Raw genomic sequence first — 18,805 nt, 5'->3', positions numbered from 1 at the left:
TATGGTCGGTGAGGGTCCGGGCGCGGCGGGGTTTCCGCGAAACCGGACTCGACTATACGAATCGCGATCGGATAATAAAAGTTTGCTTTTCTTATGTGTCGATAAAACAGATTTATTCTTATCCGACCGCCTCCCCAGCGGCGGACCGGCTGCCGTCAGTCCGCCGTGTCGCCGTTCTTCGGCAACTTCGACCACGCGTTGCGCCCCGGCGCCGGCGACCATGCCGGACGCGTCTTGCGCGCACTGTCGATCACGACCAGGTAGCGGCCGGCGATCGGCGTGATGTCGCGGTCGTGGCGCAGCACCCACAGCGACTTGCCGGCTTCGACGCGCGCCTGATAGTCGTCGTCGAGAATGCCGTGCCGGTCGAGGAACGTGTTCAGCGACGCGGGAATCCGCACACAGCCTTTCGAGTGGCGAATGCCCAGCAGCGCCTCGAGACGGTCGGGGTCGGTCGCGTGCATCTGGAAACGCATCGGCGACTTGCCGCCCTTGCCCCACCCGCGCTCGCCGTCCACCCAGCCGAAGTCGTAGATACGCATGTCGCGCTGGCCGTAGCCGCGAATGCCGTTGTCGTTCGTCGTGCCTTCCGCGCGGAAGTCCATGTTGTCGGGCGTGTGATGGAACACGCCGAGCGGCGTCAGGAAGTGATCGTACTTGCCGGGCCAGCCGGTGCCGACCGGCGACGCGCCGATCATCAGCCACGCATTGGTCGGCGTCGCGCGGAAGTAGATGAACAGCGCCTGCACGTTCGGCGCGCGGTCGACCATCACGATGTACTCGCCGGCGAGGTCGCCGAGGTTCGCATCGGCGAGGGCTTTCTGAAGGCGCACGCCGTACGCGCGCTGCTCGCTCGCGGGCACGTTCAGGCGCCGCGTGACTTCCTGCGTGAATTCCTTGCGCATGTCGATCGCACGCGCGGTTGCGTTCTTCGCTTCGTCGGCCGACAGCGGCGGGTGCCGGCGCGGCGGCGTCGGCGCGGGAGCCTCGGCTTCGCTCGCCGGGGTGCCGGAAGCGGCCGAGGCGGGCGATGCGGTGGACGCCGCGGACGCCGGCGATGCGGTGGACGCGGAGGATGCCGCTGATGCCGCGCTGGCGGATGCAGCATGATTCACAACGGATGCCGCTGATGCCGCACTGGCCGGCGCAGCATGATGCACGGCGGATGCCGCGGACGACCCGTTGGTCGGCGCAGCATGATTCACGGAGGATGCCGCTGATGCCCCGCTGGCCGGCGAAGCACGATGCACGGCGGATGCCGCCGACGCCCCGTTGGCCGACGAAGCACGATGCACGGCAGATGCAGCAGACGACGGCATTGCCGCCGACGATGCAGACGCCCCCGAAGCCGGATGCGCGGCCGATGCAGTTGATGAGGATGACGTAGCACCGGACGACGGCACGTCGGACGCGGCAAACGCTGACCGCTCGACAAGCACGGAGATCGGGAGCGCGGCCGCGAGCCACACGGACGCGGCGACGGCGAGAGTACGGCAACGCGACTTGGGCAACCGTCGCGTCAGGTCGGAAAGCATCATACGATCGAGGCCATCGGCCGATACGGCCGCCGCATAGGGCGAACGGCGCGTCTTCCGCGCGAGCCATCGACACGCCGCAGGCATTGCATGCCTCGGCGCCGACGCCTCTTCGCGGTGGGCCGTTCGCAGTGCAACGCGTTCGGCACGATGGCAGCTAATGAGTCGTCAGGTCTTTCATTTTACCCGCGCGGATGCCGATCCGCAGGGCCGAACCCCCGGTTTGACGGCAGTTTTGCGCTTCGTCACGCTTTGTTTCAACTCGTTGCCGATTGCTTCGCGGCGGCATGGCAGGCTGTTACGTTGCATGTTTGGACAACATGAAACTGCGAGCACCGCGCGCTCGCGTGCCGTACCCAACACACGAGCGCCCCACCCGCCTCTCTACTTCGAAATCGCTTCGAGCGCGATGCCTTTGGTGCGCGGCCCCATGAGCCCGATCGCGGCCATCACGATCACCATCGCGCCGGCGATGAACGCGAACACGCCGAACGTGCCGAAGCCTTTCAGCACGGCCGCGATCACGAACGACGAGAAGATCGCCGAGAAGCGGCTCCACGAGTAGACGAAGCCCACCGCGCGTGCGCGGATCGACGTCGGGAACAGTTCGGCCTGATACGCGTGGAAGCTGTACGACATGATGTTGCTCGCGAGCGTGAGGCCGATGCCGAGCACGATCAGGAACGCGCCCACCGTCGTCTGGCTGAACATCAGCCCGCAGACGACGATCGCCGCGGCCATCGCGACGATCACCGACTTGCGCTCGAAACGGTCGGCGATCACGAGGCCGATCAGCGGACCGAGCGGCGCCGCGAGCGCGATCACGCTCGAATACATGAGGCTCGACGTGATCGTGATGCCCTGCTTGATCAGCAGCGTCGGCACCCAGTTCGCGAAGCCATAGAAACCGACCGTCTGGAACACGTTGAAGATCGTCATCATGATCGTGCGGCTGCGATACGGCGGCACCCACATGTCGCGGAAGCTGCCGCGCGGCGGCACCGGCTCGGCCGGCGCGGGCGGCGGCAGCGGCCGGCCGTATTCGGCTTCGACCTTCGCCTCGAGCGCGCGCATGATGCGGTCGGCTTCGTCGATGCGGCCCTGCTGCGCGAGCCAGCGCGGGCTTTCCGGCAACGCGCGGCGAATCCACCACACGAACAGCGCGCCGTGCGCGCCGATCAGCACGACCCAGCGCCAGCCGTCGAGACCGAACGGCGCGTGCGGCACGAGCAGGTACGCGAGGAACGCGACCACCGGCACCGCGACGAACCCGACCGCCTGTTCGCACGCGAATGCGCGGCCGCGGATCTGCTTCGGCACGAGTTCGGAGATATACGTGCCGATCGTGACCATCTCGACGCCGAGGCCGAGGCCGACGACGAAGCGCCAGAAGTTCAATCCGGCCGCGGTGTCCTGGAACGCCATCACGACGTTGGCGGCCGTGTACCACAGCAGCGACCACGTGAAGATCGCCCGGCGGCCGAAGCGGTCCGCGAGGAAGCCGCACGCGATCGTGCCGATGAAGAGACCGGAGAACAACGCGGCGATGAAGCTCGCGACACCCGTGGTGCCGAACAGGCCGTGCGTCGTCGCGGACAGGATTCCACTTTTCACGAGGCCCGGCGCAATGTAGCCGCTGTACAGCAGGTCGTAGAGTTCGAAGAAGAAGCCGAGGCTCAGCAGCACGACGAGCTTCCAGACGCTGCGGGTCGGCGGCAGGCGGTCGAGGCGGGCTGAAATCGAGCCGGCGTCGATGGGGGCGGTTCGAAAGCTGTGCGCTACGGAAGCGGGATCAGGCACGGTCGATGCCATGGTGGCGAGTCTCCGGATTATTGATTGTCTTGGCGCTAGCAGAGGGCATTGGCAAGCGGCTTTGCGCATTTTAGCGAGGCGAGCGACCGAGCACATCAATCGTTGAAACACGGTCGCCGGCGACAACGCGCCGGAATCGACGACCGCCCCGCGCACTCGATCCCCGTTTATGCACGCCATACGGCCGCAGCAGTATGTAACTTTCGTAACCATCGATCCGGCTGATCGAGCGCGCCGAATCGTCGAAACACCGCTTCCCGGCTTCGGCAAAATCGGCGTTCGCCCTGCTGGCACGGGCGCGAGCGGCCGTTTCGGGTGCCGCCGCCCACGCCACGCCGGCTGGATTCGCGCGTATCTGTTCGAATTTCGTTCGAGCCGCACCCCGGTAACATGCTACCGGGCCAAACTCCCGGCTTCCGGGCGCCTTTTCGGCGCCCGACATTGTCGGCAAAACGTAAGCATTCCATGTCCATACAACGACTCTCCACGTACGCACGCCGGATCGCGCTGTTCGCGTTGCTGCAGTTCGCTGCGCTCGCGACCGCGTCGGCGTTTCCCGGCGCCGCATCCGCGCCGAGCGCGAGCGGCGTCGGCGTCCCCGTGCCGACCATCTCGCTGAGCGACGCGGTTGCGCAGCTCAAGCAGATGCAGGTGCAACAGGACCGCATCAAGCAGCAGACGTCGAACGCGACCAACAGCAAGGAGCTCGACGGGCTCGGCGAAGCGACGCAGGAACTGAGCGCCGATGTCGAGAAGCTGCAGAGCGAGCTCGCGCCGCAGCGCACGCAGATCCAGGCTCAGCTCGACGTGCTCGGCCCGCCGCCGGCGCCGGGCGCGTCGCCCGAAACGCCCGCGGTCGCGCAGCAGCGGGCGACGCTGAACGCGCGCAAGACGCAAATCGAAGCGGCGCTGAAGCAGGCGGCCGACCAGAAGGCCAACCTGGCGAACCTGAACGACCAGTTCGCGAAACTGCACCGCAGCCTGCTGCGCAACCAGCTCGCGTTCCGTTCGGGCAGCATCTTCGGTGCGCAATTCTGGCTGCCGCTGTTCCATCTGTCGCCGGACGATGTCCAGCGCCTCGAGGACTTCAACGACGAACTGCGCGACATGCTGCGCTCGTCGTGGACACCCGGCCAGCGCGCCATCACCACGCTGCTGCTGATCGCCGCGCTCGCGGTCTGGCTCGGCGGCCGCCGCCTCGTCGAGCGCGGGCTCGCGTGGTTCTGCCTGAACCGTCTGCCGCCCACCCGGTTGCGCCGCAGCGCACTGGCGCTGGCGACGGCATTCTCGACGCTGCTGGCGACCGCGGTCGCCGTGCAGGTGCTCTATCTCGCGCTCGCCCGCCACTACGAGCTCACGCCGTCGATGAGCGATCTGTGGGACCAGTTCGCGAAGCTCGCCGTGACCTGCGCGCTGATCGCCGGCCTCGGCCGCGCGCTGCTCTGCACGAAGCATCCGTCGTGGCGCCTGCCGGCGCTCGCCGATCCCGTCGCGCTCGCGATGCGGCCGTTCCCCGGCGTGCTGGCCGCGCTGCTGCTGATGTCCGGCACGCTCGAATCGATCAACCGGATCGTCGATACCAGCCTGTCCGTCACGCTGCTCGGCCGCGGCATCGTATCGCTCGTCGTCGCGCTGACCGTCGGCGCGTCGATCCTGCGCGCGAACCGCGTACGCACCGCGCTCGCGGCATCCGGCGAGGCGCCCGAGGAGCGTTCGACGCTCGCGGGGCTGATCCATGCGGGCGTCACGCTGGCGATCGTCGTGTCGCTCGTTGCGCTGCTGATCGGCTACATCACGGTCGCGCGCTTCATCACGTACGAGCTCGTGTGGTTCGAGATCGTGCTGTGCAGCGTCTACATCCTGACGCAGCTCACGCGCGACGCGAGCGAAAGCCTGTTCTCCGCGAACCTGTCGAGCGGCAAGCAGATCAAGCACCTGTTCGCGCTCGACGACCGGCATCTCGAGCAGGCGCACACCGTCGTGTCCGGGCTCGGCACGAGCCTGCTGATGCTGGTCGCGGCCATCGCGCTGGTGACGGGCGGCTTCGGCACGACGCCGAGCGACCTGCTCGACAGCGCGATCGCGATGATCGGCGGCCAGCGGCTGCAGAGCCTGAACATCATGCCCGACCGGATCCTGAACGCCGTCATCGGGTTCGCGATCGGCTTCTACCTGCTGCGCTCGGTGCGCCGCTGGCTCGACAACGAATTCATGCCGGCGCTCGGCATGGACGCGGGCATGCGCGTGTCGCTGGTCACGCTGTTCACCAACGTCGGCTACGTGCTGCTCGTGCTGATGACGCTGGGGCTGCTCGGTGTCAGGTGGAGCAACCTCGCGTGGATCGTCAGCGCGCTGTCGGTCGGTATCGGTTTCGGCCTGCAGGAGATCGTGAAGAACTTCGTGTCGGGGCTGATCCTGCTGACCGAGCGGCCGGTGAAGGTCGGCGACATGGTCAGTATCGCGGGCGTCGAAGGCGACATCCGCCGCATCAACGTGCGCGCGACCGAGATCCAGCTCAGCGATCGTTCGACCGTGATCGTGCCGAACTCGCAGCTGATCTCGCAGAACGTGCGCAACGTGACGATGGGCAACAGCACGCAAGGCGTCGCGACGCTGATGCTGACGTTTCCGCTGAACACCGATCCCGAGCAGGTGCGCGACCTGCTGCTCGATGCGTATCGCGAACACCCGGCGATTCTCGACAAGCCGGCGCCGTCGGTCACGTTCAGCCAGCTGGCGCCGGACGGGATCACGCTGAGCGTGACGGGATACGTGTCGAGTCCGCGGATCGCGGCCTCGACCAAAAGCGACCTGCTGTTCGAGATCCTGAAGCAGTTGCGCGCGGCGCAGATCACGCTGTCGACGCCGCAGATGCTTGTCGTGCAGAACATGCCGGCGCTGGAGAAGTGAACAAAGACGGCCGGGCGCAGACTGTGGCTGTCGAGACGGCCGTCTCCCGTACTACCGAAATGCCCATCGTCCGATGACGCCAGCGCTGGCAAACAGGCGCAGCCGTGCCGCTTCCCACTCGGCCAGCGTTCGCACCCGTTCCTGGCGGGCATCGGCAAGCGCCGCTTGTGCCGACAGCAGTTCCAGAATATCTCCTGCGCCGAACGCGTAACGATTGCGCGCCGATGTCAGCGCCGCTTCCGCCGCAGCCAGCAAGCGTGCAGACGCATCCAGGCTATCCGCCGTCGTCTCCGCGTCGGCATGGGCCTTCAGCACGTCACGCAGAATCTGCTGCTGCGTATCGAGAAGCTGTGCCTGTGCCAGTTCGGCCTGAGCCTGCGCGCCGCGAATCCGATACGTGCGAGAAAAGCCGTCAAAGAACGGAATCGTCAAAGTCAGGCCGATGCTGGTTTGCGTCGCCCGCACTGACTGCAACCCCTGATTCGGGTAGCCGTTCCGCGACAGCGTGCCGCTTAGATCGACGGTCGGCATGCCTTCTGACCGTGTGGTCGTCACCTTCGCTTCCGCAGCCTTCCATTTAGCACGTGCAGCCCGGATTTCCGGGTGAGCTTCCTCTGCGGTGCGAAGCCAGTCGCTCAACTGGCGTTCCGCATCCGACGCTACCGGTACGATTGCCGACTCGACCTCGATTCGCGTGCCCGCAGGCAGCCCCGCCGCAAAGACCAGTTCCGCACGCGCACGCGCCACATCCCCGTCCGCTCGCCGTGCGGCCAATATCGCCTTGGCCCATGCCGCCTCAGCCTGCAATACGTCTGCTCGGGACGCGACGCCCCTGACCAACCGCTGACGCGACGCACGCAACGTGGACTCGGCCAACTCCGCGGACTCGGTACGCGCTATACGCGCCGCTTGCGCATTCTGGACATCGAAATAGCTTCCTATGACATCCACGACCGCCTTTTGCATCGAGGCATCGTGACCAGCCAACGCGGCCGTCAGCAGCTGTTGCGCCGCGGCGCGGTTCGCAGCCCGCCCGCCAAAGTCGAGCAATCTCCAGTTGAGGCTGGCATTCATTGTCCTGCCGACGCCGTGCGTATTCATCGTTCGCGCATCCTGATATCGGTTGTAGGTTGCCAGTTGGCTGATCGACCCATTGACGGTGGGAAGCCATGCCGCGCTGGCTTCGCCCAGCGCGGCAGCCTGGATCTTGATCGATGCCCACGCCACCTGAACGCGCGGGTTGTGGCACAGCGCGAGGTCAACCGCATCGCCGATCGTCAGCGGTTTCGTCAGGTCCGTGGATGAAGAACACGCAACCGGCATGTCGTCGCCAGGTAATCTGGGCTCCGCATCCAATACTGGCGGACGAGTCGACAACGGATCGACGAAGCCGTCCGGCAAGCCGCGCGTTTCAGCGTCGCATGCAAACGAAACGAAGAACATCAGAGCGTAGATCCAGCGACGCATTCCACCCGCTTTCTTGCCGTTATCGCTCACGCAAACTCTCCCGCGTATGCTGCAGCAACGGCGACAGCACATATTCGATCACCCGCCGCGTACCGGTTCTGATCTCGGCACTACCCGACATACCCGGCGACAGTGCGATCTCGCGACCGTCTACTACCAGCGTCGAACGATCAAGCATGATCCTGACCGAATAGACGAGTCCCTTCTTTTCGTCGTCTATCGCATCGCGTGAGACATGACGCACGGTCGCCGACAACGTGCCGTATTTCGTGTACTCGAATGCGTCAATCTTCACGCTGGCGGCCTGCCCTTCCTTGACGAAGCCGATATCCCTGTTGTCGACGAACGCTTCCATTTCGACCGCCCCCTCGCGCGGCACGATCTGCATCAGCGGCTGCGCAGCCGGTACCGCTGTGCCGATCGTGTGGACTGCAAGCTGCTGGACGGTTCCGTCGATCGGCGCGGTCAGGCGCAGCAATTCCCCGTGCGCCTCCGCACGCCGCATGTCGCCCGACGACGCGTCCACGATACGCTGCGCATCGTTCAACGCATCCTGGGCATTCCTTCGCGTCTCTGCCACGAGCGCTGCGCGTTGGTGACGAGCATCCGCAAGCTGTCCCGCCGTATCGATACGCTGCTGCTCGGCCTCGATCCACGCGTGCTCCGCAACGTCACGGGTCTTCATCAACTTGGCGTAATCGTCCGCACGACGCGCCGCAAGCGGAGCCGCCTGACCGTATCTGTGGATTTCGCTGTCGAGACGGTCCCGCCGTGCAACGAAATCGCGCCATTGATCCAGCAGGTGTCGCTCGACCTCGCGCCGTCGCTCGGGCGACACGCCCTCCACATCCGCCAGTCTAGGTTGGCGCCCCGTGTCGATCGCGTCGATCAGCGCCCGTGCACGCTCGACTTGCAGTACCGCATTCAGCCGGTCGCCGTCCGCCCGTTGACGTTCGGCGTCGATCACGCGTGTGTCGAGATCGATCAGCGCATCGCCAGTCTTCACGATCTGCCCGTCGCGCACGTGCAGCGCCCTGACGCTCGCCACTTCGACCGCCGCCAATGTCTTGGTCCGGGAAGATGGAATGATCTTGCCGCCGCCGTCGACAACAATGTCGATTTTCCCGAAATACGACCAGACGATCGCCGTCATCACGAGCAGGATGAGAATGCGCGCGACCCACCGGCCTGCCGGCGAGACAGGTGCAGCCTGGACGGACAGCGCCGCCGGCAGAAATTCGGCCTCGTTTGCGCTGAATGCCGGCAGCGTCATCCGATGACGCCGCTTCCAGCAGTGACGCCAGACATCGCGATAACGCCCGACCAGTTCACGCCAGGCCTCTGCCTGCTGTCGCATGCTCATATCCGCGCCTCCGCTACGTCGCGACTGCCCTGTTGCAGCGAATACAAGTGTGCGTAGATGCCGTTCTGTATGCGCAGCAGTTTGTCGTGCGTACCGATTTCCACGATCTGCCCGCGGTCCATCACAAGAATCCGGTCGGCATCGCGCACCGCCGAGAGCCGATGCGCAATGATCAATACCGTGCGGCGCGCGCAGATGTCCCGCATGTTGGCGTGTACGATCGCTTCGGATTCGTAGTCGAGCGCGCTGGTCGCCTCGTCGAATATCAGGATGCGTGGATCGGTCATCAATGCGCGAGCAATGGCGATGCGCTGCCGCTGGCCGCCCGAGAGCCCTGTGCCATGCTCGCCGACGAGCGTGTCGTATCCTTCCGGAAGCTCGCAGATGAACTCGTGTGCGCCGGCCAGCCTCGCTGCATCGATCACGGCGTCGATGGGCGCGGTGGGGCGAGCCAACGCAATGTTGTCCCGTACCGAACGATTGAACAGCGTGTTTTCCTGCAAAACGACGCCAATCTGCTGGCGAAGACTCGCCGTATCGATCACGGCGATATCCTGCCCGTCGACCAGCACTCGCCCCCGATCCGGCACGTATAGCCGTTGAGCGAGCTTGGTCAGCGTGCTTTTGCCCGACCCGGAGCGGCCGACGATTCCGATGACCTCGCCCGCCGCGATCCTGACGGAGATCTGCCGGATGACATCGCTCGCGTCCGGCCGGTAGCGAAACGATACCTGGTCGAATTCGATCGCACCGGCGAGACGGGGTACTCGCGTCTTTTTCGCTGCGGTTTCGGGCGCCGCGTTCAGGATATCCCCGAGGCGCCCCATCGAAATCCCCACCTGTTGAAAGTCGTTCCACAGCTGCGCGAGACGCAGTATCGGACTGGATACCTGCCCGGCCAGCATGTTGAACGCGACGAGCTCGCCGACAGTCAACTTTCCGTCGATCACCAGCGTGGCGCCCAGCCACATGATCGCCGCGGTGACCAGCTTGCTGATCAACGTCACGCCACCGCTTGCAATCGTGGCAACGTTGGTCGCCGACAGGCCCGAACTCACATAAGCAGCCAATTGACGGTCCCATCGGTCCGTCCAGCGCGGTTCGAGTGCCATCGCCTTGACCGTATCGATTCCGCTGATGGTTTCAACGAGGAACGACTGATTCTCGGCGCCCTTGTTGAATTTCTCGTTCAGGCGCCGCCGAATGATCGGCGTAAACACGACCGACAACAGCACGTAGAGCGGAATCGAAACGACGACGATCAACGTGAGCCACGCGCTGTACCAGAGCATCACACCGAGGAAAACGAACGAAAACGCGAGGTCCATCACCAGCGTCACGGCGTTGCCGGTGAGGAACGCGCGAATGTTCTCCAGCTCGCGAATACGGGCGACGGAATCGCCTACACGGCGCGCCTGAAACCATGCCAGCGGCAATGCCAGAAGATGACGGAAGAGCCGCGCGCCGAGTTCGACGTCGATCTTGCTGCTGGTATGCGCGAAGACCCACGTTCGTATCCCCGAAAGCGCCGCTTCGAACAGCGTCGCGCAAATCAACCCCACGGCGATCACGTTCAACGTCTTCATCGCGTGATTGACCAGCACCTTGTCCATCACCACCTGGAAGAAGAGCGGCGTGGCAAGCGCGATCAACTGCAACACGAGAGAAATCACGAGGACTTCGCCCAGCAGTTTTCGATATGTGACGATTGCCGGAATGAACCAGCTGAAATCGAAGCGCGCCAAGGTGCCCGCAATGCTGCTCTTGCTCGTGAAGTAGATGAGCTCACCCGTCCAGATTTCCAGAAGACGCTCGCGCGTCATCACGATTGGCGCCTCGCCCGGAAACTGGACAAGCGTTCGAGGCGCGCGCGTTCCATCCCCGGCTTGATACTGCGCGACCACGAAATAGCCACCTTCGCCCTTCATCTGTGCGACCGCGGGCAAAGGCGCCCGATCCAGTCGTTCGAAGTTCTGTTGAACGGCCCGGGCCGTCATGCCAAGTGAGCGCGCGGCTCGCAGGATTGTTTGAGTATCGAAATGGCCGAAGCCGAATTCATGTCGCAACGCGGCTTCGTCGGCCGCGATGCCGTGCAGGCTGGCCATCGTCAGAACGACGGCGAGACCGGAGTCGACATCCTGCGCCGGAGACGACGCCGGAGGCCGGAGAGTGGAACTGTCCATGAACGGAACACAAGGCGAGGAGGGAAATGCGACACGGCCGGCAGCAGGCCGTCCGCTCGCACGCAATGTGCAACCGGACGGGCCGACCTTCGACAACCGGGAATTAACGCCAGCTCGTCGCCAGCGTCGGCGCAAGCGCGGCCTGATGCCCGGGAGACAGCGTGACCGACCCGGCACCCGGCGGCGACCATGCCGCCATGGCCTGCACCAGCTTCTCGACATCGGCGTTGACGAGCGTCCGACCGTCGTCCAGGCGGATCTGCTCGATCTGATAGCGCGATCCCGAGTACCAGTCCCGAACCGTCGCGGTATCGCTGGAGCCGAGGATACTAATCTCGAGATCGTTGCCGACGTGACGGAACCACAATTGATCCGCGGATACACCAGCCCCGATGCTGATGACATCGTTGTTGCCGAGCGTTTCGTCGTCGTCCTGGATCGTGTCGTGGCCGGACCCGCGGCCAAATCGATAGGTATCGTTGCCCAAGCCGCCGACCAGGATGTCGTTGCCGGCACCACCATCCAGCACGTTGTTGCCGCGATTGCCGATGATCGTGTTGTCGAGTGCGTTACCCGTGCCGTCTATGTCCTCGTTCCACAGTTTCAGCGCTTCGGCCGTGTAAATCGCATACGAGTTCGGTACGTTAGCCGCCGACCTGAACTCCTGAAGGCTCACGTAACGGGTCATGTCGCTGACGCGTTGACGCCCCGAATCGGCAATGTAGAAGCCTTTGAGCGCACCGTCTGCCTCGCCATATACCGCGCCGGTCACCGTAACGACGTGATTGACGCCGCCGCTGTCGAGATACGCACCATCTCCCCAGAGCCGACCGGCGTTCAGCGCGAGAATCACACCCCGACCGCTTCGAACCAGATTCGCGACCGCATGCTCGTCGTATCCCGCGAGCAGATTGTTCGTAATGCCGTAGCTTTTCAGGAGCGCCTGTTGCTGGACGTAGTTCGATCCGCCTCGCTGATAGTCGGTCGCGGCCGGGCTGGTGATCGCCCATTGGTTGTTGATCGCGCGCCTGACCACCTCCCCCTCCGTGGTCGGCGTCCCGATCTGTGTAAGCAGATTGGCGATCGACGTCAGCGCGCACGTTCCCTGGAACGTCGGAACCGCGTCGCCCTGCATGTAATCCAGTTCGTTCGCCTTCGGGTAACCGTATACCAGTACGGACGCGCCATCGACGAGACCCTTTTCCGGTTTGCCGAAATCGAGCAGATTCAGGTTCTCGACATGGTCGCCCAGCGCGTAGCTGATTTTGCTCTGAACCGTATCGATCCCTTCGCCCGCCCGTTCCACCACACGATCGCCAACGTTGTCGACGTAGTAGGTGTCATTGCCCTTGCCGCCGATCATCGTGTCGGCGCCCGTCACACCGTCCAGGATGTTGTCCGCGCTGTTGCCTACGATCACGTTATCGAGCGCATTCCCCGTGCCGTTGATGTCGAATCCTTCGACGAGGCGCAATTCCTCGATGTTGGCATTGAGGATGTAGTTCGCGCTGCTGATCACCGTGTCGTAACCTTCATTCGCGTACTCGAGAATCACGTCGTTGACGCTGTTGACGATATAGGTGTCGTTACCCTGCCCGCCTTCCATGTGATCCGCACCAGCGCCGCCATCGAGATAGTCGTTCCCGAGACCGCCGAGCAGCGTATCCCTGCCGTCTCCGCCGTAGAGATAGTCGTCGTCCGTCTCGCCCGGAGCCAGCGTCCTCTTCTCCTCGTTGTCGCCGGTGAAGCCTACCAGCAGATCGTCGCCCGCGCCGCCATACAGGATGTCGTTGCCGACTTGACCGAACAGGCGATCGTTGCCGTCTCCGCCGTACAGCCGATCGTGGCCGGCTCCGCCTTGAATTTCGTCGTTGCCTGCCTCGCCATAGAGCAGATCGTTGCCGAGGCCGCCGAGAATCAGGTCGTTGCCGGCGCCACCGTAGATCGTGTCGTCGTCGGTTTCCCATGCGGCGAGAGACTGCTTCGCATCATTGGTGGCGGTGAAGCCGACGAGAATGTCGTCACCATCACCGCCCCAGATCGTGTCATTGCCCGCGCCGCCGAAAATCTTGTCGTTGCCGGTTTCCCCCGACAGGACGTCGTTGCCGTTACCGCCATTCAACTCGTCGCTGCCGGCGCCGCCAAAGAGCGTGTCGTCGCCTTCTCCGCCGTCGAGGAAGTCGTCGTCGTTGCCGCCATCGAGGTAGTCGTTGCCAAGACCGCCATACAATGCATCGTTTCCGTTGCCGCCGTATAGCGCGTCGTTGTCGGTCTCGCCCCACGACAACGTTTGCTTCGCATCGTTGTCGGCGGTAAAGCCGACCAGTACGTCGTCACCATCGCCGCCCCAGATCACGTCGTCGCCCGCTTCACCGAATATCCGGTCGTGACCGGCTTCGCCGAGAAGTCGGTCGTTGCCTTCGTCGCCGTGCAATTCGTCGTTGCCGGTACCACCGAATATCGTGTCGTTTCCGTGACCGCCTCTGACGAGATCTGCACCGTCGCCACCGTCCATGTAGTCGTTGCCGAGGCCGCCCCACATCCGATCGTTGCCCGCACCACCGTACATGACGTCGTCGTCCGTTTCTCCCGGTGCGAGTGCCTGCTTCGCTTCGTTGGATGCGGTGAAGCCCATCATGATGTCGTCGCCATCGCCGCCGTTCATGATGTCGTTGCCGGCCTGGCCAAACAGCGAATCGTTTCCGGAGCCCCCATCGAGCACGTCGTTGCCTGCACCACCCTGCAACTCGTCGTCGCCTTCTTCGCCGTACAACCGATCGTCGCCGTCGTAGCCGAATAGCGTGTCGTTGCCGGTGCCGCCCCACAGATTGTCGTTGCGCCAGCTGCCGCCCATTACATCGTCACCGCCGCCGGCGAGGAAGTTTACGAGCAAACCGCTGTTGATCCAGTGGCCGTACGCGGCGTAGTAGTTCGCGTCGAATACGTCGTTTCCGTCGGTTCCGATGAGATAGGTTCGATTGCCGTTGTTGATCTTGATCTGACGCGCACCGAAGTGGATGAACTGACTGGAATTGATCCAGTACGTGTTGTCGGTGTCGCGCAGCGCACGGTAATTGGAGAAGGGAACAGCCGGGGCGAGATAGATGCGCCCTGGCTGGCCCGCGACCTCGCTGCCCTTGAGCGGCGCGGTGGCTGGGCCGTTCGCATATCGGCTGTTGCCACGAGTCACGATGTCGAAATCGACGGCACGAATTTCGGAAATACCTGCGTGATGGAGCGCGCGGAATTCGCCGGCATCCGCGATGCCGTCCTCGTTCATATCGACCCAGACCTGCAGGCCATTGAGTTCCGCACCGGACAATTTGCCGTCGCGGTTGGTATCGAGCGAGCGCAGTGTTTCAGCACTCAAACCTTGTCGCTGTGCATTGAGCAATACCGGAGTCTTGTTCGCGATCGACGCCGCGGTGTCGAGTTCGAGGCTTTTCGCTTCGTAGAACGCGCCGATCGGGTTGTACCAGCCGGATGGCATCGTGAAGCCGTAATCATTCTTCCCGCCGTAGGTCAGCGTCCGGGAAATGACCTGGCTCAGATCCAGATAGCTCGTGCCGCTCAGTAGTCCGGAGGCACGATAGCGCGACAGCAGGCTGTCGGCAAAGGCGGCATCGCGGACGTTGGACAAGTCGTAACGCTGGCCGCCGTTCACGATGAAATTGCGGTCCGCAACGCCATCGCCGTTGGTGTCCTCGCGGATTACGCTGGCGCCGTCGGCGAGGCGGGTTTCCTTCTTGACATAGGTGAACACACCGTCGCCGTTCGTATCGGTTTTCGTGACCGTACCGGACTGCCCAATGTACTGAACAGTATGACCGTTCTTTCCGCTGGGTGTGGTGATCTGAATTGAATATCCTTCCCATTGACTCCCGACTGCAACGTATCCTGGCTCAAAACCCGGACGGTAATCTTTGAGCGATAGGGTAGACATTTTTATCTCGACACCATTACTGTACGTCGTGATCTTCCAGTCTCCGTCATTGCGAATACTCGCCACGGTCACGCCAGACGACGACATTCCCATCATATGGTCAATGGTGCGTGACACTTCATCACGGAAAAGCGGGCTGTTGTCAGCGGTCAGGCCAAGGACGTTCGGCGCAATATATTCCTCCCAAGCGCCTTTAGCCAAGGCTCCCAAAAACATACCGCCCCCCACAGTGGCAACGCCCACGGCAAAGCCAGAAATGGAGGCAGGTAGTAATGCAGTGACCACGGCCCCGCCAACAATGCCGCCCAATATTCCAACTGCGGTGTCAATTACCTCATAAGAGGATGCGTTTGGGTTCTTGACAACCCACAGCAATTGAACGGCAGAAATAATACCGCCCAGCTGCGCCCCAATCGCAGTCATCCGTTTCGCAGATGTGCCAGCTTCCTGAGCAATTTCTGCAAATGAGTGCATCTTGCCCAATTCTGCTCGCATAGCTTCGACTCGCGAAATTACTTGAGCATCAAGCAGACTACGATCTACGCTATCGAGCGCCTTAATCGCCCCCACACTGAGCGCGTCAATGTTTTTCCACATCATTCGCGCATATTCAGCGCGCGCGGCAGCGTCAGTGGATAGTTTTGCGGAACTGTCTGATATTTTCTCTAGTTGAGCAGCGATATTTTGCAAGGCCACCCTCATTCCCTCTCCCGATGCACCCAACGCATCCCACTCATCGAGCTCATACCAAGCCATATTTCACCTCCAATTATCATAAAACATGCAGTACAGCAAAGAAATAATCGCAACGCTCGCCGCAATAAAGCAAATAATCAGATACCCACCAGCAAACAATGGCCCGACCATTCCAAGCCAGAATCTCGACTTTCCGACAGACATAAAATTCCAGTCAAAATATTGACCATGAAAAATCAAAAGAAACACACTCCCATATAAAAACAAGATCGCAACCAGAAATGCAAAAATCTTTCTTTTCCACGAGTAGTCGCAGTACCCAGCAACTATTCCCTTCCTCTCTGCATAGCAAAGGCGAAAGCCTTCAAATATTCTGATAGGTACCGCGGCCAACATCAGTGCGAAATAGAGCGCGGTGACGTCCGGAAACAGAGATTTCTCGATTGCCTTAGGCAGCAATGGAAATACTTCTCCGATTGCTGTCACCGCTGGCTTCAGCACAGGCCAACGCTTCAGCGCGTCATCAGGTGCGAACCACGCGATCAGCGCGCCCGCGAAATGCAAAGCCATGAGTGCAGGACTTCGACGATAAAACTCGATCAAGAAGGAAAGGACATTTCGTGGCCCTGCGCCTCCCCCCTCCGCAATCAATAGTGGCCGACGGCGTGCTCCCTCTTCGCGCCCGTTAGCACATGCATGATCTCTCGATTCTCGCCACCATTTCATACGGATACCTAATCAATGTGTCTAAACGTTACCAAACAAAATCCACAAGTCACACTAACCGCCAGCGATATGCAACGCCATGAAGATATAGAAAGAATTGAAAGAAAACAAGAAATCCACTTATTTTCATACGCATACGAAATATTGAAAATAATTCCAAAACCCCGTACTTGTACGATTTCTTATCTCCGACACGCTATCGGCGATTTCACGCAAGCGAAAGCGCCCCCAAACCAGCCATAAAATCAATCGTCGCACCAGAAAACAAAAAAGCCGGCCCATGGCCGGCTTTCCCGCTTGAAACGATTACGACGCTATATCAGTCACCGGATGAAATCAGCGCGAGCAACACGCCAGTCCCACCCGACATCAGACATCAAACTTCACCCCCTGCGCCAGCGGCAGCTGACGGCTGTAGTTGATCGTATTCGTCGCGCGACGCATATACGCCTTCCACGCATCCGAACCCGACTCACGCCCGCCGCCCGTTTCCTTCTCGCCACCGAACGCGCCGCCGATCTCCGCGCCGCTCGTGCCGATGTTCACGTTGACGATCCCGCAATCGCTGCCCGCTGCCGACATGAACTGCTCGGCCTCGCGCATGTCGTTCGTGAAAATCGCCGACGACAGGCCTTGCGGCACCGCGTTGTGCAGTTCGATCGCATCGTCGAAGTTGTCGTAGATCATCACGTACAGGATCGGCGCGAACGTTTCGCGCTCGACAACCGCCGATTGCTTCGGCATCCGCACGATGGCCGGACGCACGTAGTACGCATCCGCGTGACCGATGTCCACGCGCTCGCCGCCCTTCACTTCGCCGCCCTGCTCGCGTGCATCGGCCAGCGCCTTCTGCATCGCGTCGAACGACGCGCGGTCGACCAGCGGGCCGACGAGCGTGCCTTCCTCGAGCGGATTGCCGACCTTCACCGACGCATAGGCCTTCTCGATGCGCGGCAGCAGTTGCTCGACCAGGCTGCGATGCACGATCAGGCGGCGCAGCGTCGTGCAGCGCTGGCCGGCCGTGCCGACCGCCGCGAACGTGACCGCGCGCACCACGAGGTCGAGGTCGGCGCTCGGCGCGACGATCATCCCGTTGTTGCCACCGAGCTCGAGGATGCCGCGCGCGAGACGCTGGCTCAGCACCTTCGCGACTTCCTGGCCCATCCGCACGCTGCCCGTCGCGCTGACGACCGGCACCTTCTTCGACGACGTCAGCACCTCGCCGACATCACGCATGCCGAGCACCAGCTGGCTCAGGCCCTGCGGCGCGACGCCCGGATGGGTCTTCTCGAATTCGCGGATCGCCTTCTCGAGCAGCACGTGGCACGCAATCGCGGTGAGCGGCGTCTTCTCCGACGGCTTCCACACGACCGAATCGCCGCACACGAACGCGAGCGCCGCATTCCACGCCCATACCGCGACCGGGAAGTTGAACGCCGAGATTACGCCGCACACGCCGATCGGGTGCCACGTTTCCATCATCCGGTGACCCGGGCGCTCCGACGCGATGGTCAGGCCGTAGAGCTGGCGCGACAGACCGACCGCGAAATCGCAGATGTCGATCATTTCCTGCACTTCGCCGAGGCCTTCCGACGTGATCTTGCCGGCTTCGAGCGTGACGAGGCGGCCCAGCTCGGCCTTGTGCTCGCGCAGCACGTTGCCGAACACGCGCACGAACTCGCCGCGCACCGGTGCCGGCACCGTGCGCCACTTGAGGAATGCGTCGTGCGCGGCGTCGATCTTGCGCTCCGCGTCGGCGGGCGAGTCGACCGCCAGCGTCGCCAGCGTCGCGCCGTCGAGCGGCGAACGCGCGGTCAGCGCAGTGCCTTTCCACCGGGCGAGATCGATGTCGAGCGCAGCAAGAATGTCGTTGAATTGCATCACTTCCTCTTCAGGGACAGATTGATCGGTGCGGCGGCAGCGCCGCCCGCGTGATTCGATTGGAGCGCGTTCGCGCGCCTTGTGCAAGCGGATGCGCGCCCCGGCCGGCCCGATGCGCCGCCCGGCGCATCGCCCGCGCGCCGCCGCCGCAACCCCGGTCGACCGGCACGCCGTCGCCTCGCGACGCGCGATCCATAAGACACATTGTCGGTGGCCACAAGTCGGCCCGCTATTGATATTAACTCACGACTTCATTCCGAAAACGCAACACCCTGGCGGGACGAATCCC

Annotated in this window: 9 protein-coding genes; 1 reads left to right on the top strand and 8 read right to left on the bottom strand. The window is 62.8% G+C overall.

Annotated features, from left to right (window positions below; all coding sequences use genetic code 11):
- Positions 1-155 precede the first annotated feature (155 nt).
- Together FFI87_RS18805 and FFI87_RS18800 are read right to left on the bottom strand one after the other, a co-directional pair.
- Positions 156-1,622 carry a hypothetical protein gene (locus FFI87_RS18805; RefSeq protein WP_138849529.1) on the bottom strand — a complete coding sequence of 489 codons (1,467 nt, stop codon included), beginning with the start codon at positions 1,620-1,622 and terminating at the stop codon, positions 156-158.
- A 297-nt stretch (positions 1,623-1,919) separates the two neighbouring features.
- Positions 1,920-3,347 (bottom strand): MFS transporter, encoded by a 1,428-nt coding sequence (locus FFI87_RS18800; RefSeq protein WP_012366844.1) that lies wholly within the window; start codon positions 3,345-3,347, stop codon positions 1,920-1,922.
- A gap of 465 nt (positions 3,348-3,812) precedes the next feature.
- Between FFI87_RS18800 and FFI87_RS18795 the strand changes: the two genes are divergently transcribed.
- Positions 3,813-6,257, top strand: a complete 2,445-nt coding sequence (locus FFI87_RS18795; protein WP_138849530.1) for a DUF3772 domain-containing protein — start codon at positions 3,813-3,815, stop codon at positions 6,255-6,257.
- A gap of 51 nt (positions 6,258-6,308) precedes the next feature.
- Here FFI87_RS18795 and FFI87_RS18790 read toward each other — a convergent pair whose 3' ends face one another.
- The 6 genes from FFI87_RS18790 to FFI87_RS18765 form a co-directional block, all read right to left on the bottom strand.
- Entirely contained in the window at positions 6,309-7,754 is a 1,446-nt protein-coding gene (locus FFI87_RS18790; RefSeq protein ID WP_012366846.1) for a TolC family protein, read from the bottom strand.
- Positions 7,744-9,087: an HlyD family type I secretion periplasmic adaptor subunit gene (locus tag FFI87_RS18785; RefSeq protein WP_138849531.1), complete on the bottom strand. Its 1,344-nt coding sequence runs from the start codon at positions 9,085-9,087 to the stop codon at positions 7,744-7,746. Before FFI87_RS18785 ends, FFI87_RS18790 begins: the two co-directional genes overlap by 11 nt.
- Positions 9,084-11,270 carry a type I secretion system permease/ATPase gene (locus tag FFI87_RS18780; RefSeq protein WP_138849532.1) on the bottom strand — a complete coding sequence of 729 codons (2,187 nt, stop codon included), beginning with the start codon at positions 11,268-11,270 and terminating at the stop codon, positions 9,084-9,086. Before FFI87_RS18780 ends, FFI87_RS18785 begins: the two co-directional genes overlap by 4 nt.
- A gap of 103 nt (positions 11,271-11,373) precedes the next feature.
- On the bottom strand, positions 11,374-15,969 hold the full coding sequence (locus FFI87_RS18775; protein WP_261378608.1) for a calcium-binding protein: 4,596 nt from the start codon (positions 15,967-15,969) through the stop codon (positions 11,374-11,376).
- Positions 15,970-15,972: 3 nt separating this feature from the next.
- Positions 15,973-16,479 (bottom strand): hypothetical protein, encoded by a 507-nt coding sequence (locus tag FFI87_RS18770; protein ID WP_138849533.1) that lies wholly within the window; start codon positions 16,477-16,479, stop codon positions 15,973-15,975.
- 525 nt (positions 16,480-17,004) lie between these two features.
- Positions 17,005-18,516, bottom strand: a complete 1,512-nt coding sequence (locus FFI87_RS18765) for an aldehyde dehydrogenase family protein (protein WP_126226063.1) — start codon at positions 18,514-18,516, stop codon at positions 17,005-17,007.
- Positions 18,517-18,805: the final 289 nt, after the last annotated feature.

The sequence above is a fragment of the Burkholderia sp. KBS0801 genome (genome assembly GCF_005937855.2).
GTDB classification, from domain to species: Bacteria; Pseudomonadota; Gammaproteobacteria; order Burkholderiales; family Burkholderiaceae; genus Burkholderia; species Burkholderia ambifaria.
The sequence above is the reverse complement of the archived record's forward strand: the minus strand, read 5'-3'. Positions and strand labels throughout refer to the sequence as shown.

What these genes read in the sequence shown, in the direction of transcription:
- FFI87_RS18765 (WP_126226063.1), bottom strand. Translation starts at nt 18,516, where the DNA reads ATGCAATTCAACGACATTCTTGCTGCGCTCGACATCGATCTCGCCCGG.
- FFI87_RS18770 (WP_138849533.1), bottom strand. Translation starts at nt 16,479, where the DNA reads ATGGCTTTGCATTTCGCGGGCGCGCTGATCGCGTGGTTCGCACCTGAT.
- FFI87_RS18795 (WP_138849530.1), top strand. Translation starts at nt 3,813, where the DNA reads ATGTCCATACAACGACTCTCCACGTACGCACGCCGGATCGCGCTGTTC.
- FFI87_RS18780 (WP_138849532.1), bottom strand. Translation starts at nt 11,270, where the DNA reads ATGGACAGTTCCACTCTCCGGCCTCCGGCGTCGTCTCCGGCGCAGGAT.
- FFI87_RS18785 (WP_138849531.1), bottom strand. Translation starts at nt 9,087, where the DNA reads ATGAGCATGCGACAGCAGGCAGAGGCCTGGCGTGAACTGGTCGGGCGT.
- FFI87_RS18800 (WP_012366844.1), bottom strand. Translation starts at nt 3,347, where the DNA reads ATGGCATCGACCGTGCCTGATCCCGCTTCCGTAGCGCACAGCTTTCGA.
- FFI87_RS18775 (WP_261378608.1), bottom strand. Translation starts at nt 15,969, where the DNA reads ATGGCTTGGTATGAGCTCGATGAGTGGGATGCGTTGGGTGCATCGGGA.
- FFI87_RS18805 (WP_138849529.1), bottom strand. Translation starts at nt 1,622, where the DNA reads ATGCCTGCGGCGTGTCGATGGCTCGCGCGGAAGACGCGCCGTTCGCCC.